The following is a 14,407-nucleotide window of genomic DNA, read 5'->3' as shown; positions in this document are numbered from 1 at the left end:
ACCGGAGCCAACCATGTCCGCCCCCTCACGGTCGCCACCTACTGCGCGTCTTCACGATCACTCCTGTCCCCTCCCCCGGGTACAAATGCCAACTCTGCCAACTCCACCCCTGGCGGTCTCGCACGCCACACAACGCGGTCAACGCTGTGTCGTCGCCGGGAAAGGATCCGCAGATCCAACCGTCCTGGCCGGCGGATTCTCTCAACGATGCAGCTTCCGAATCGAATTCGACTCGGTCCAGGATCAGCGACGAAGACTCGAACCGGTAGTTTTCCGTGGACTCCACTGCCGGCAAGGGTTCACCGCCGGCGGCAAGAGCATCGCACGAAACCTGCTCGGTCAGTTCCTTTCCCGACGCCCGGGCCGTCACCACGTGAGATGCCCCGAGCACTCCGAGTGTCAACGTCGCATCGGAAGTTTCGATCACCAACTCGGCGAGGGTCGGCGGCGAGGGAGCTCCCAGCACCAACCCCAGTGCCGAGGCATTCACGTCGGTCGGTTCCACATCGAGTCGATACAGACTCATTCCGGTGGGCCCGAGTGGATGACGGTGAGTTCGCTGCGGGTGACCGCCCGTCCCGTGGAAACCTCCCACGACTGTCCGCGCGCCCACTTCTCGAATGCGATCAGCCCGGTCTTGTCGGCGGTCGCGTAGTCCGCGTATTCCATCGAGCCGGAAGGGGCCGTACCCGTCGTACCCTCGGCCGTGAACTTCGCCGTTCCACTTTCGATCTTGCGGTGAACCTTGTCGTCGAGAATGACGTCGCCGTTCGGGACCAGGTTGGTTCCTTCTCGACGCATCCAGAGAGTCATCTCCAGTTCGCCCTCGTCGTCCTCCACTGTCAGCCAACGACGACCGGTCGACCCGTCGAGAAGGTGCTCACGCCAGATGTACCCCTCTTCGTCGAGCGTGATGGTCCCTCGAACAACGTGGTCGATACCCGCGTACGTGATGATGTCGCCGACCCCGATCTTGTGGGGGTCGTACACCTCGGGATAGTCGGCGAGCGGGTCCACGCGAGCATTCGGCTTGCCCTGGCGTCCACGCAGGACCACAAACGCGACGGCAGCGATCACTACGAGTATCAGGACAACTATCAGCACGTTGGTCAACGGTTTCTCCGAAATCGTCTCGGCAGGGTTGCCGCGGGCCATACCCTACCGATCCGTTCTCAGCCTTTTCGGATGAGACTGCCGGCAAGCTGACCGACCGCCGGCCGGGCAGGTCTCCAGCGCCGCGGGCAGATCGAAAGACTGCCCCGGCGCACCTTTGCGTTTACGCTCAGCCCGAGGAACTCCGCGCGAAAGAAAGCCGGTCGACTGACGATGAGCAAGAACACGGAGCCGTCTGCCCGCACCGTCATGCACACACCACGATTCTGGTTGACGCCGTTGATAGTGGTCACCCTCTTGATGTCGGCGCTGGCAGCGCTGTACATGGGCGGAATACTCGACCCCAAGAAACACCTGGACCAGTTCCCGATCGCCCTGGTCAACCAGGACGAAGGCGACACCCTCCCCGGCGGCGACCCCGCCGACCGCAAGAATTTCGGAAACGACATCGTCGCCGGCCTCGAAAACGGAATCGACCACCAGAAGATCGACCTGCAGCAGATCGGTATCGCCGAAGCCCAATCTCGGTTGAACGCCGGCACGCTGTACGGCGCGATCGTGATTCCCAGTGATTTCACGAAGAGGACGATCATCCTGGCGGAGGCCAGCGTCGTCGCCGGTGACGTAGAGCAACCGATCATCACGATCTACACCAATCCACGTGCAGGTTCCGTATCCGCATCTCTGGTCCAGTCGATCGGAACTACAGCCCTCGCCTCGGTCAACAAGAACATGGGCGAGCAACTCACCACCCTGGTCACCCAGCAGTTGGAAGCGGGAGGCACCGGAACCCAGATCTCAGGAGCGAGCCGCCTGCTGCTCGAAAATCCGGTGAACGTACTCACGGTGGCCCACGATCCGCTTCCCGACGGCACCGGATTCGGTTTGGTTGCATTCTATTTCGCGCTGCTGTTGGTCCTTGCGGGATTCACCGGAGCAACCGTGGTCAATTCCTTGGTGGACGGCATGCTCGGATATGCGCCTACCGAATTCGGTCCGCTCTTCGTTCAGAACGACGTTGTGGGTATCAACAGGTTTCGGACGCTGCTCGTCAAATGGGCGTTCATGATCGTGTTGTCCGGCATAGTCTCCGCGTTGTTCCAGTGGATCAGTCGCGCCCTCGGAATGCCGGTCACTCACGGGCTTGCATTGTGGGAGTACGGCGCGCTGGTCATCACTGCAGTCGGCATCACGGCGATGTCGGTGATGGCCGCATTCGGCTCGTTGGGCATGTTGATCAACCTGTTCGTGTTCGTCATTCTCGCGCTGCCCTCTTCCGGTGGCACCATCCCCCTCGAAGCCAGCCCCAGGTTGTATGCCTGGCTGGCGCAATTCGAGCCGATGCACCAGATCTACATGGGTACGCGATCGATCCTGTTCTTCGGCGCACGCGGTGAGGCAGGGCTGCTGCATGCCGTCTGGATGACGTTGGTGGGTCTACTGATCGGCGTCGTACTCGGCATCGTGACCACCCGTTTCTACGACCGCAAAGGCTACGAACGCACCCATCGCCCCAAGGTGGCGTGAAATGGTACCCAGCCGGGATTTGATCGAAACCTGTTGGGCCGATTCAATGTGATTGCGCGTTTCGGGAATCTTCGACCCCCTTCCGCACGTTGTACGACTATGGCTAATTACAAAACAGTCAATCCCGCGACAGGTGAAACCGTCAGGGAATTCGATACTTTGGATGACGCCGGAGTTGAAGCCGCACTCGCGAACACGCATCGCGGCTACTTGACCTGGCGCAACAGTGCGCCACAGCAACGTGCGGCAGTCCTGAGCAAGACCGCCGAACTGTACACAGAGCGGGCGGACGAACTGGCCCGAATGATCTCGTTGGAGATGGGTAAGCCGGTCCGCGAGGCCAAGGGCGAAGTACAACTCTCGGCCGCGATCTATCAGTGGTACGCAGACCACGGTCCGGCGTTGCTCGAGGAAGAACGGCTCGACGTTCCCGGGGCCGAGGAGTCGGTTGTGTACCGGCGACCGATCGGTGCCCTGATCGGCGTCATGCCGTGGAACTTCCCGTACTACCAGGTCGCCCGCTTCGCGGCACCAAATCTCATGCTGGGCAACACGATCATTCTCAAGCACGCGTCCAACTGTCCGCAGTCAGCGTTGCTGATGGAAGAGATCTTGCGACAAGCCGGATTGCCGGACGACGCCTACGTCAACGTCTTCGCGACCAACGAGCAGATCGCGGACATGATCGCCGATCCCCGAGTTCAAGGTGTGTCACTGACTGGCAGCGAACGCGCCGGCACCAGCGTCGCCGAAACTGCGGGACGCAATCTCAAGAAGGTCGTCCTCGAACTCGGCGGATCGGACGTGTTCATCGTCCTCGATTCCGACGACATGGATGCCACCGTCAAGTCCGCAACCAAGGCGCGTCTGTCCAATGCCGGTCAGGCCTGCAATGCGGCCAAACGTTTCATCGTCACCGAAGATTTCTACGACGACTTCACCCGCAAATTGGCGACGTCCTTCGAATCCGTTTCTGCCGGTGACCCGTTGGACGAAACCACCGTCCTGGGCCCGCTGTCCTCACAGAGCGCGGCAGACACTCTGATCGAGCAGATCGACGACGCTGTGTCCAAGGGAGCGACGCTGCTCACCGGCGGAAGGAAGATCGACGGCCCGGGCGCCTACGTTCAGCCGACGTTGCTCGCAGACGTGACCCCGGACATGCGGGCTTACAGCGAAGAACTGTTCGGACCTGCCGGCGTCGTCTACAAGGTCAAGTCGGCCAGCGAGGCTGTGGAACTTGCCAATTCGTCGGTCTACGGTCTGAGCGGGTCCGTCTGGAGCAGCGATCTCGATTCCGCCCGGTCGGTCGCTGCCGATCTCGACGTGGGAATGGCGTTTGTCAACGAGCACGGAACGACGTTGCCCGGTCTGCCCTTCGGCGGAGTCAAGCGCTCCGGAGTCGGCCGCGAGCTCGGTCCGTGGGGAATGGACGAGTTCGTGAACAAGAAGCTGCTCCGCGTCTCCAAGAAGTAGCTCGGTGCAAAAGTAGCGCAATACAAAGGAAGGCCCTGATCTCTGTTGAGGTCGGGGCCTTTCCTCATATCCCACGGACCAGCAAGAGCAATGCCCTGGTCACTCGCTTGCCGGAGTGACACTCCCACGAGTGAGGCTCCACCCGAACCTCGTCGCGATCACAGCTGACAGCCAGCCCAACAGCGCACCCACCAGTGGAGCAGCGATCGCGGTGTAGATCGCCTCGTTGGAAACACCAACCGACACGGCGGAGTCACCGACAAAGGCGAAATCGGTTCGGGAGGCGACGGACGCCAACTCGATCAGGCCGGAGACAACAATAATCAGGAACCCCAGCAGGAAACCGAAGCCGGCCAGAAGAAGATGAAGTGCACGCATCCGATCAGTCTGCCTGTAACACCCATCCAGATAAAACCGACCTGCTGGTATGACACTTTCACGAATCGCTCGCACTACCGTGATCGCCGCCGCCATCAGCGCGAGCGCCGCTATCTGTTCCGCGACGTCAGCTTCCGCGGACGTAGTAGACGTCACGGTCCTTCCGGGTCTCAGTAGCGGGCCGACAACGCCGTACGGGGCGGGCTGCACGTATCTGGTGGTTGCCAGGACAGCAGCGTTGGACGAGTCGAACGTCTCGATTGTCGACCTGAACCGGGCGTCGACCATGTTCCCGCAGGAATTGATCTGGGACACCGTCAATCCCTATTTCACCTTGCCGGTTGTACTCGGCCACGCCGTCACGCTGTGGACTCCGACCGCACCCGGCGAACATTCTCTGATGGCCTACCAGACGTCAGCGGGCGGGCCGGTCACAACGGTCGATGTCAATCCGGCCACCCCGATCGGTCCGGGGTGCGTCGTCGCACCCTGATCCGCTAGCCCTCCAAGAAGTCGACGAGCACTCGGTTGAGTTCATCGGCGGGAACCATCGGAATACTGTGATGTGAAGCATCTTTCAGCACCTCGACACGTGCTGCGGGAATCCTCTCCCGCACCGACCTCGACACCGTTTCCGCATCATGCACCCGTCCGTCCTGTGCGAGGACCACCAGCAACTCGACATCCAGTGCGCTCAAGTCCTCTTTCGAAGGACGTTGAGGCACTACGAGATCGGGTCGCGGTAGATCCGAAGTGCCCACTTCCACAAGAGACAGCCAGTCGGAGTCGATACTCAACTCACCTGCCTCCCACTCCAACAGTCGTCGTCGGCGTGCTCGCGACGGGGATATCAACAGCGGAAGCGCACGCAGAAGGTAGCCCGCCTTCATGCCGGAGAAACTCGAATTAGGATCGAGCAGAACAAGTTTCCCGACACGATCCGGTCGATGCAGCGCAAAGGCCAACGCAATCATTGCGCCGTAGGAATGTCCGATCACATCGACGGTGTCGGCGCCGGTGCAATCGACTATCGAGTCCATCCACTCGATCAGATCGTCGACGGACTTCATCGGATCACCATCGGGAATGCTGAGTCCGGCATCGCCCAGGGTGTCGACGGCAAAAACACGCCGGGATTTCGACAGCGCCGCAACGTTGTCGAACCACACCGTCGAAGTGGCACCTCCCCCGGGCAGAAGGATCAACGGCCGCGAGTCTTCAGGTCCACAGACGTTCACATGCGTTCGGCCGAACCGGCCTGAGAGATCCACACCCAGCGGTTTTTGCGGCCATTTGGTCAGTACGGCGTCGTATGCGCGATTGAAGTCCATTCCCCACCCCCATTTTCTCTCGACTATCGAGATAGTAGACAATCGAGAGACAACACACCAGGGCTGGAGGCATCCATGAGCGTCGGCGATGCAGAAGACGAAGCGATGGCGATCGTCCACTCGCTTCGCGCACTGACCGTCGACTTGAACGTGGCGGTTTCCGGCTTTGCGAACAAGTACAAAATGCACTCGACCGACGTCCGCGCACTGATCTGCCTTCTCGATGCCGAGCGCTCGGACACACCGGCGACGCCTGGTTGGTTGGGCTCACAGCTCGGGATCAACTCGGCGTCGGTGACTGCACTGGTCGACCGGATGGTCAAAGCGGGCCACGTAGCTCGGGAGCGGGACTCGGAGGACCGCCGGCGAGTGATCTTGCAGGTCACACCATCGGCGGTCACTCTGGGCGAGAGCTTCTTCGGCCCACTCATTTCACGGGCTGCGAGCACCGTCGGGAATTACACCGCGGCCGAGCGAGCCACCATCGCGAGTTTCATCGTGGCGATGCGAGCGGACGTGGAGCGGGCTGGAATCGATCGGGAGCCCTCCCTGTGACTCGCATACTTCCCGCGGGAGAACGCGCATTGCTCGTAGACCTCGATTCCGAAGCTGACGTTCTCGCGTTCACCGAAGCACTGACGCGTAACACCCCGGTCGGGGTCGAAGACTTCCTCCCCGCAGCTCGCACGGTCCTGGTCACGTGCACCCCGGCGGCAGATCTCACGTACGTCCGGAAGTGCTTGAACGATCTCGAGCAAACCAATTCTGCCGCGACCACAGACGAGCATTCCGAGACGGATGCACTCACCATCGCCGTCAGGTACGACGGGCCCGACCTCGACGACGTCGCCCAGTCACTCGGAATGAGCCGTTCCGAGGTGGTTGCGGCCCATACCGGGGCGATGTGGCGTTGCGCCTTCATCGGATTCGCACCCGGCTTCGCCTACCTGACTTCAGTCGACACTCGGCTCGACGTTCCGCGTCGAACTCAGTCGCGAACCGCAGTGCCAGCCGGTTCCGTCGCCCTGGCCGCTGGATACAGCGCGATCTACCCGCGGGCATCGCCGGGTGGCTGGCAGATCATCGGGAGCACCGACGCCGTGATGTGGGACCTGAACTCAACGCCACCGGCCGCCGTTCAGCCCGGGGGCCGCGTGCGCTTCGTCAACGAGGACGACCGATGAGCGGTCTGGAGATACTCGACACCGGGCCGCTGAGTTTGATCCAGGACCTCGGACGGACCGGACACCTTCGCTCGGGCGTCGGGGTTTCCGGTGCTGCGGACAGGCGATCGCTCAAACTCGGCAACCGGCTCGTCGGCAACGACGAGGGCGCGGCAGGCGTCGAGGTCCTCCTGGGCGGGCTGAGCATTCGGGCGCAGCAACAGGCAACGATCGCGTTCACCGGGGCGCCCGCACAGGCCTACCGCGACGGCGTTCCGGTCGGGCATTCGAGCGTGATCGCTCTCGACGTCGGTCAGACCGTCCGCCTCGACTACGCACCGAGTGGCCTGCGGACGTATCTGACCGTCCGAGGCGGCATTGTGGTTCCCGAGATCCTGGGATCGCGCAGCACCGACACCATGTCCGGGATAGGTCCGGCGCCTCTCGAGCCCAAGGTTGTTCTCCCGATCGGGCCTTCGCCGACCGCGTTCTCGCTCGTCGACCTTGCACCAGTTCCACCGATGACAAACGAGACTCTCGACATTCGAGTCGTATTCGGGCCGCGCGCAGATCGATTCACCAACCCCGAATCGCTCCTGCGGGGGCAGTGGGTGGTCTCGACCGACTCGGACCGAATCGGGGCGCGACTCGATCGTGTCGGCACCGACGAACTGCTGCAACGAACGAATGACGCCGAACTCCCCACCGAAGGCGTAGCGCTCGGATCGATCCAGGTCCCACCCAGCGGCCAACCTGTCGTGTTCCTCACCGATCACCCGATCACCGGCGGGTATCCGGTGGTCGGAGTGGTCGCGGACGCAGATATCGACCGACTCGGCCAAGCCCGCCCGGGTCAGCACATCCGGTTCGTCGGGGCCTGAGCAGCGCCGAGCGATGGCGTGTCGGACCCTGCCGTCACACTGATGTCGTGCGAGTTGTCCTGGTCCCCGGTAGTACGACGTCCACGGGAGCTGTGACGGCAACTGTCCTACGGACCGATCCCGGTGGAACGCCGCTCGCCGATCCCGTCGAATACCCCGACCTGATCGCAGCGGTGCGCACCATCGAGGAAGCCGAGCACCCGCGGTGGGTGTGGCCGAGTACGGCGACCGTGTACCCACCGCTACTGCGGGCAGGCGTACGGGTTCAGCGGTGCCACGACATCTCCCTGACCCGCGCGATACTCGGAATGCGCGTCGGCAAACCGTCACCGCCTGCCGAGGAGTTCGACGACGATCGACTCGGACTCTTCGACACTGCACCCGTTCTCGATCCTCTCGCCGTCGCCACCGAATTCGCCGAGCAGCGCGCAACCATCGGCACGGACGCTCGACTGGACTTGTTGATCGCAGCAGAATCGGCCGGCGCTCTCAGCGCCGCCGAGATGACGCACACGGGCCTGCCGTTCTCGACGCAGAAGCACCGCGAACTCCTCGAAGAACGACTGGGGCCGCGGCCGACGGGATACGACCTCCCCGCACGCATGCAGGAACTTGCCGCCCAGATCAGCGAGGTCTTCGGGCGCACCGTCAATCCTTCGTCTTCGGTGGAGATCACCGAGGCGTTCGGGCGTCAGGGCATCGAACTGCCGTCGACGCGCAAGTGGTTTCTGCAGGAAGTCGATCATCCGGCTGTGCCGCTGCTCCTACGTCACCGCGAACTCGCCAAGCTGTACAGCACCAACGGTTGGCAGTGGATGGACAGTTGGGTGCGGGGCGATCGATTCCGCCCGATCTACGTTCCCGGTGGTGTCGTGTCCGGCAGGTGGGCGAGCCGGGGCGGCGGGGCCCTCCAGATTCCTAAGACCATGCGCTCGAGCGTCGTCGCAGATCCGGGCCACGTGTTCGTCGTCGCCGACGCCGGTCAGCTCGAGCCCCGAATTCTGGCCGCCATGTCCGGCGACCGCCGCATGATGGCCGCCGCCGGCGACGACGATTTGTACGCACTTGTCGGTGCCGAAGCCTTCGGCGGTGATCGCGCAAAAGCCAAGGTCGCAATCCTCGGAGTCCTGTACGGGGCGACGGCGGGTGAAGCCAAAGCACTGCTCATCTTGTTGCGGAAGCGATTCCCGGTCGCCGTCGAGTACGTCGAGCAAGCTGCCAAGGCAGGTGAGCGCGGCGAGGTGGTGAAGTCACTGCTCGGCCGGGCCTGTCCCCCACCGTCTCCCGACTTCTACTCCCACGGCGACGCTCATGCCCGCGGTCGTTTCACGCGAAACTTCGTCGTTCAGGCCACTGCGTCCGAGTGGGCGTTGTGCCTGCTCGCCGACCTCAGGCGACGCCTCGCCGAAGATCCGGACGGCGAGTTGGTCTTCTTCCAGCACGACGAAGTGGTCGTGCATACCCGAAACCCCGAGTCAGGTGCCGCCCACGTGCTGGCCGCTGCGGCTTCGGCAACTCGATTGTTGTTCGGCGACACAGTCGTTCGTTTTCCCATGGACGTCGCAGCCCGCGAGACTTACGGCAAAGGCACTTCGTAGCGTCGTCAATTCCACTCCAAGTGGTTCCACCGCGCCCGTATTGCGTGTTCTACTGGAAAACGTTGCTTTGTTGGTGCTGGTCGACTGCGTTCGAGGAGAACCATGACCAAGCTGGATACAACTGATGCAGAACGGAACGAGCGCGGAACGGTCAAACGCCGTCGACTGCCGATCTTCACCGTGATCGCGCTTGCAATCTTTGCCTTCGTCGCAGGCGGATTCGGCGGTTCGTTCCAAGGCAAACTCGCCGAGGTTCAGAAGAACGACAACGCCTCGTACCTGCCGAGTTCCGCAGAATCGACGATCGTCAGCAATCAATCCGCGAACTTCCTCGCGGTCGAGACGATCCCTGGTTTTGTTCTGTTCCATCGAGATTCGGCCCTCACCGAGGCGGACAAATCTGCAATCAACTCGGCGTACGGCGCTATTGCCGGCATCTCCGGAGTAGACGCCGACGGAATGCAACCCACTCAGTACTCCGCCGACGGCACAACTGCGTCGATCTTCGTGCCACTCGTCGCCAAGGACGGAGACACATCCGTGGCAGGCGATGTCCTGGCGACCACCGAGCAGAACGTCATCGACGCAGCAAAACAAGCAGCTGGTGATGTCGAGGTACTCCCAGCCGGGCCAGGTGGGCTACTCGTTGCGTTCATCGACGCCTTTGCCGGTCTGGACGGAGCGCTCCTTGGCGCGGCACTCCTGGTCGTGATCCTCATCCTGCTTGTCGTGTACCGATCGCCGGTGTTGTGGTTCTTCCCGCTGTTCTCCGCGCTCCTCGCCATCGGCTTGTCGTCGATGGTGATCTATTTCCTCGCGAAAGCCGAATTACTCACTCTGACCGGACAATCTCAAGGCATCCTTTTCGTGTTGGTGATCGGTGCCGGTACCGACTACGCCCTACTCTTGATCTCTCGCTATCGCGAAGAACTACACACGTATCCCAACCGCTTCGACGCGATGATCAAGGCCTGGCGCGAGTCTGCGCCGGCCATCACCGCTTCGGCTGTCACCGTCATTCTCGGTCTGCTCTGCCTGACGTTCTCTCAACTCAACTCCAACAAGAGCCTCGGACCCGTCGCCGCCATCGGGATCGCCTGCACCTATCTGGTGATGATGACGTTCATGCCGGTCGCTCTGGCCGCCACCGGACGGTGGGTCTTCTGGCCGCGCAAGCCCAAGGTCGATCACGCCGCAGACCTTACGACGCACGGGATGTGGGGCAAGATCGCCGAGGCCGTCGGCAGCAAGGACCGCCCACTGTGGATCGGCGCCACTGTCTTGTTGATCATCCTGTTCGCGGCCGGGATCGGCAGTCTCAAAACCGATGGCCTGACATCCACCGAAAGCTTCACCAATCGTCCGGACGCTGTTGTCGGACAGGAACTCTACGACTCGAAGTTCGATCCCGGAGCCGGCGCACCGGCCGTGATCACCGCAAACGCCGACCAGGCCGACGCCGTCATCAAAGCAGCCAGCGGCGTCGAAGGTATCTCGCAGGATCCCGGCGCCGTCTGCACCCAGGTGGACGTCGCAAAGGTCAGCGAGCTGATCAAGACCAACCCCGCTGCCGTCGCACAAGCCGCCGCTGCGGGTTGCGCCCCTGCGGCTTTCACCGTTGCACCGATCGACGGCCGAACCATGATCAATGCAACCCTCGCCGACTCTTACGATTCGCCGCAGGCACTCGAAACTGTCAAGCGACTGCGGACTGCCGTCCACGACGTGCCCGGCGCCGACGCGCTCGTCGGCGGCAGCACGGCCACCACCCTCGATGTCCAGGCGGCCTCGGTCCGCGACAGAAACCTGATCATCCCGATCGTGTTGGTGGTGATCTTCCTGGTCTTGGCCGCTTTGCTCCGTGCTCTGCTGATCCCGGTGATTCTCATTGTCACCGTGGTGCTTTCCTTCGCGGCGACGCTCGGTGTGAGCGGATTCTTCTTCACACACGTATTCGGGTTCGCCGGGGCGGATCAATCGTTCCCACTGTTCGCCTTCGTGTTTCTGGTCGCTCTGGGTATCGACTACAACATCTTCCTGATGACCCGTGTGCGAGAGGAGACCGGAGAATTCGGCACCCGCGCAGGTGTCCTGCGCGGTCTTGCGGTCACCGGGGGTGTGATCACCTCAGCCGGAATCGTCTTGGCCGCAACATTTGCCGTACTGGGCATCCTGCCGCTGGTCTTCCTCGCCGAGATCGGATTTGCCGTGGCCTTCGGTGTGCTGCTCGATACGATCATCGTGCGCAGTGTCCTGGTGCCTGCGCTCTCTCACGACATCGGGAAACGTATATGGTGGCCGTCCGAACTGGCCCGCGCGAAAGATTGACCACTACAGAAACGCTTCCTTGGTCCACAGATGAAAGAGTGCGTACGCTCGCCAGGGTCGCCAGCGCTCGGACAACGCTGCGGCTTCTTTGCCCGACGAGACCCCCAACGCTCGCTTCAACACCAGATCGTCGGGTACGAAGGCGTCGCGATCACCGAGAATTCGAACAGTGAGATAGTCAGCGGTCCACGGTCCGATTCCCGGTAGCACCAACAACTCTTGTCGAAATTGGACAGGATCCGCATCCCAGGAGAGATCGAGACCGTTCGCTGCCGCAGTTGCCAACGTGTGCACTGTTCTTGCGCGCACTGTGGTCAATCCGACGGCTTTCTGTATGTCCTCCGGCGATTGCGCTGCAACCGCCTCCGGATCAGGGAAGGCAAGAAACTCCCCTTCCACCGGCGCTCCGAATGCGCTGACAAAACGACCACCGAACGTCCTCGCTGCGGCGAGCGAAACCTGTTGCCCCAGAACGGTGAGCACTGCGGTCTCGAAACCGTCCACCGAGCCGAGCACCCGCAATCCTGGACGGGCGGCAACGAGTGGGGCCAACAACTCATCGCTACCGAACGCTGCTTCGACAGCAGTGTGATCGGCGTCGAGGTCGAGCCAACGACGCACGATCACCTCCAGCACTGCGGAATCCTCCGCCGGCACATCGGAATCCATGACGACACCGTCGTCTGTCCACGACACCGACACAACTACCGGGCCGGAAGGCAACGGTATGACTCTGGTGTGAACACCGTCGTCGTGACGCTCGAGGCCTGCGACGCAGTGAGCCCGCAAGGCACCGGTGAGCGGTTCGACTGCATAGGGCGCCTGAAAGCGCAGCGTCACTGCGCTCACCGGCCGGCCTCCAGATCCAGCAGAATCGCTTTCAGTTCGGGGCCGCCGGCGTACTGCCCGAGGCTGCCGTCGCTGCGCACCACCCGGTGACACGGGACCACCAACGGCAGCGGATTCTTTGCGCATGCGGTCCCGACGGCACGCACCGCACGCGGGCTTCCCGACGCTGCTGCGACCACCGAATAGCTTGCAGTGTGGCCGTATTCGATCTCGGGGAGATGACGCAACACTTCGCGTCGGAACCCCTTCGCGAGTTGGAAGTCCAAGCGCAGATCGAATTCTCGACGCGCACCGGCAAAGTACTCGTCCAACTCGCGAGCGACAGTGTCCAGCCTGCGCGGGTAATGAAGCACACGGGGGCTGACGGTGTCCGCCAAACGTTCCAGAACGAGGTCGTGCCCTTCGACGGCAAAGGCAACCCGCACCAGGCCGGCATCGGTCGCCGCCAGCAGTAGCTTTCCGACCGGCGAATCGACGGTTCGATATGCCACGTCGATCAATTCAGCTTCGGACGCCTGAGCAGCCAGGCGCGCCCGTAGGCGGATCATGGCGTCAGCGTCAACGGCTGGAAGCGCCTCGAACACATCGTTACTCATGAGTGACTCCCTTCCGCAGCGGTAGCGGACAAGTAGGTTCTTCGTAGTGTGGCGATACCGTCGGCACCCGCGCGTCTGGCGGCCGCCGGGGTGTTGCCGAGGATGTCCGCGATCTCTGCGTACGGCAGCCCACCCAGAAAGTGATAGGCGACTGCCGCACGTTGTTTGAGCGGTAGCTGTTCGAGTGCGTCCCAGAGTTCGTGATCCCACGTTCCGGGTACGCCGATTCGCGTCGGCAACTCCGGAACCTCGTCTGTCGGCACGGCCACGCGGGCGCGCACTCGGGTGATGTCGATTGCCTTGCGGTGCGCGATGGTCACCAGCCAGGCTTCGATGTTCGCGTCCGGATTCAGATCCGGATATGCCCGCATCGCTGCGATGAACGTCTCGGACCACGCGTCCTCGGCGTCGACGGGACCGACCACCGCGCGGCAGACACGGAGGACCACTGCACCGTATTCGGTCACGACGTCTTCGAACGGTTTGAGTCTCACGATCGGTAGACGTTCCCGATCACCGAATTGTGAGCCGAGCGCATCAGAAGAGGACATCCGATTCGCCGCCGTGCTCGCGGTCGAGCAGGAACCGCTTGCGTTCGAGGCCGCCGGCGAAACCGGTCAGACTTCCGTCGCTACCGACCACACGATGGCAGGGAACGATGATGCTGATCGGATTCTTGCCGTTTGCCGCGGCGGCAGCACGGATCGCAAGCGGGTTACCCAAAGTTTGCGCGAGCTCCATGTATGTCCAGGTTTCGCCGTACGGGATCGTTCGCAAGGTATCCCACACCCGCTTCTGGAACTCGGTACCCACGGGCGCCAGCGGCACGGAGAACTCCGTGCGATCACCCTCGAAGTACTCGGTGAGCTGCGATTCGACTTCACCGAAGACCGCCGCGGAACGATCACCGAACGTGGACTCGTCCGGCTTGTGGCGATGCTCCGCCATGTACAGCCCGCAGAGGTCGTCACCTGCTGCTACCAGCGTCAACGCCCCGATCGGCGAGTCGATCACGGTGTGCGTACGGATAGCCGTCATGTCTCGATCCTTCCAGGTTGCGCGGTGCAGCAGGCAGCGGGTGAATTGATTGTCCGCGCCGGCACCGACACCTCGAAGACGCCGCTGGCCTCGTGAATGTGAGATTTACCTGTACTTTGACGTCACATC

16 protein-coding genes are annotated in these 14,407 nt (G+C 62.4%); 8 read left to right on the top strand and 8 right to left on the bottom strand.

Annotated elements, in window-relative coordinates:
- Positions 1 to 25: 25 nt before the first annotated feature.
- Both AC2ETI_RS21285 and AC2ETI_RS21280 read right to left on the bottom strand, forming a co-directional pair.
- A complete protein-coding gene (locus AC2ETI_RS21285; protein WP_020970882.1) occupies positions 26 to 526 on the bottom strand; it encodes a DUF2617 family protein in 501 nt (166 codons plus the stop codon).
- A complete protein-coding gene (locus AC2ETI_RS21280; RefSeq protein ID WP_019745427.1) occupies positions 523 to 1,155 on the bottom strand; it encodes a DUF4178 domain-containing protein in 633 nt (210 codons plus the stop codon). Before AC2ETI_RS21280 ends, AC2ETI_RS21285 begins: the two co-directional genes overlap by 4 nt.
- Positions 1,156 to 1,326: 171 nt before the next feature.
- On the opposite strand from AC2ETI_RS21280, the gene AC2ETI_RS21275 reads away from it, so the two are divergent.
- Together AC2ETI_RS21275 and AC2ETI_RS21270 are read left to right on the top strand one after the other, a co-directional pair.
- A complete protein-coding gene (locus AC2ETI_RS21275) occupies positions 1,327 to 2,640 on the top strand; it encodes a YhgE/Pip domain-containing protein (protein WP_279217823.1) in 1,314 nt (437 codons plus the stop codon).
- A 99-nt stretch (positions 2,641 to 2,739) separates the two neighbouring features.
- Positions 2,740 to 4,116, top strand: a complete 1,377-nt coding sequence (locus AC2ETI_RS21270) for an NAD-dependent succinate-semialdehyde dehydrogenase (RefSeq protein WP_483634361.1) — start codon at positions 2,740 to 2,742, stop codon at positions 4,114 to 4,116.
- Between the two features lie 99 nt (positions 4,117 to 4,215).
- Here AC2ETI_RS21270 and AC2ETI_RS21265 read toward each other — a convergent pair whose 3' ends face one another.
- Positions 4,216 to 4,494, bottom strand: a complete 279-nt coding sequence (locus tag AC2ETI_RS21265; protein ID WP_020970886.1) for a hypothetical protein — start codon at positions 4,492 to 4,494, stop codon at positions 4,216 to 4,218.
- Positions 4,495 to 4,543: 49 nt separating this feature from the next.
- On the opposite strand from AC2ETI_RS21265, the gene AC2ETI_RS21260 reads away from it, so the two are divergent.
- Complete coding sequence (locus AC2ETI_RS21260; RefSeq protein ID WP_020970887.1) at positions 4,544 to 4,987, top strand: hypothetical protein; 444 nt, start codon at positions 4,544 to 4,546, stop codon at positions 4,985 to 4,987.
- A 4-nt stretch (positions 4,988 to 4,991) separates the two neighbouring features.
- Here the strand turns inward: AC2ETI_RS21260 and AC2ETI_RS21255 are convergent, their stop codons facing one another.
- Positions 4,992 to 5,825, bottom strand: coding sequence for an alpha/beta fold hydrolase (locus AC2ETI_RS21255; protein ID WP_483634360.1), 834 nt, complete (start codon positions 5,823 to 5,825; stop codon positions 4,992 to 4,994).
- A gap of 75 nt (positions 5,826 to 5,900) precedes the next feature.
- Here AC2ETI_RS21255 and AC2ETI_RS21250 point away from each other — a divergent pair, with 75 nt between their 5' ends.
- From AC2ETI_RS21250 to AC2ETI_RS21230, 5 genes are all read left to right on the top strand, one after another.
- A complete protein-coding gene (locus tag AC2ETI_RS21250) occupies positions 5,901 to 6,380 on the top strand; it encodes a MarR family winged helix-turn-helix transcriptional regulator (RefSeq protein WP_070385170.1) in 480 nt (159 codons plus the stop codon).
- Positions 6,377 to 7,009, top strand: a complete 633-nt coding sequence (locus tag AC2ETI_RS21245) for a 5-oxoprolinase subunit B family protein (RefSeq protein WP_483634359.1) — start codon at positions 6,377 to 6,379, stop codon at positions 7,007 to 7,009. Before AC2ETI_RS21250 ends, AC2ETI_RS21245 begins: the two co-directional genes overlap by 4 nt.
- Complete coding sequence (locus AC2ETI_RS21240) at positions 7,006 to 7,869, top strand: 5-oxoprolinase subunit C family protein (RefSeq protein WP_483634358.1); 864 nt, start codon at positions 7,006 to 7,008, stop codon at positions 7,867 to 7,869. The genes AC2ETI_RS21245 and AC2ETI_RS21240 overlap by 4 nt, the downstream gene beginning before the upstream one ends.
- A 47-nt stretch (positions 7,870 to 7,916) precedes the next feature.
- Positions 7,917 to 9,467: a bifunctional 3'-5' exonuclease/DNA polymerase gene (locus AC2ETI_RS21235; protein WP_483634357.1), complete on the top strand. Its 1,551-nt coding sequence runs from the start codon at positions 7,917 to 7,919 to the stop codon at positions 9,465 to 9,467.
- A gap of 102 nt (positions 9,468 to 9,569) precedes the next feature.
- Complete coding sequence (locus AC2ETI_RS21230) at positions 9,570 to 11,795, top strand: MMPL family transporter (RefSeq protein ID WP_046379348.1); 2,226 nt, start codon at positions 9,570 to 9,572, stop codon at positions 11,793 to 11,795.
- 3 nt (positions 11,796 to 11,798) lie between these two features.
- Here AC2ETI_RS21230 and AC2ETI_RS21225 read toward each other — a convergent pair whose 3' ends face one another.
- Genes AC2ETI_RS21225 through AC2ETI_RS21210 form a run of 4 tightly spaced genes read right to left on the bottom strand, consistent with a single transcriptional unit; the run spans position 11,799 to position 14,278 of the window.
- Complete coding sequence (locus tag AC2ETI_RS21225) at positions 11,799 to 12,644, bottom strand: DNA-3-methyladenine glycosylase family protein (protein ID WP_483634356.1); 846 nt, start codon at positions 12,642 to 12,644, stop codon at positions 11,799 to 11,801.
- Positions 12,641 to 13,240, bottom strand: a complete 600-nt coding sequence (locus tag AC2ETI_RS21220; protein WP_046379350.1) for a methylated-DNA--[protein]-cysteine S-methyltransferase — start codon at positions 13,238 to 13,240, stop codon at positions 12,641 to 12,643. The genes AC2ETI_RS21225 and AC2ETI_RS21220 overlap by 4 nt, the downstream gene beginning before the upstream one ends.
- Complete coding sequence (locus AC2ETI_RS21215; RefSeq protein ID WP_020909250.1) at positions 13,237 to 13,791, bottom strand: RNA polymerase sigma factor; 555 nt, start codon at positions 13,789 to 13,791, stop codon at positions 13,237 to 13,239. Before AC2ETI_RS21215 ends, AC2ETI_RS21220 begins: the two co-directional genes overlap by 4 nt.
- Positions 13,778 to 14,278 (bottom strand): methylated-DNA--[protein]-cysteine S-methyltransferase, encoded by a 501-nt coding sequence (locus tag AC2ETI_RS21210; protein ID WP_019745441.1) that lies wholly within the window; start codon positions 14,276 to 14,278, stop codon positions 13,778 to 13,780. The genes AC2ETI_RS21215 and AC2ETI_RS21210 overlap by 14 nt, the downstream gene beginning before the upstream one ends.
- Positions 14,279 to 14,407 lie beyond the last annotated feature (129 nt).

The sequence above is a fragment of the Rhodococcus sp. MurmanLake-1 genome, from assembly GCF_056945715.1.
This window is presented reverse-complemented; position numbering and strand designations above follow the sequence as displayed.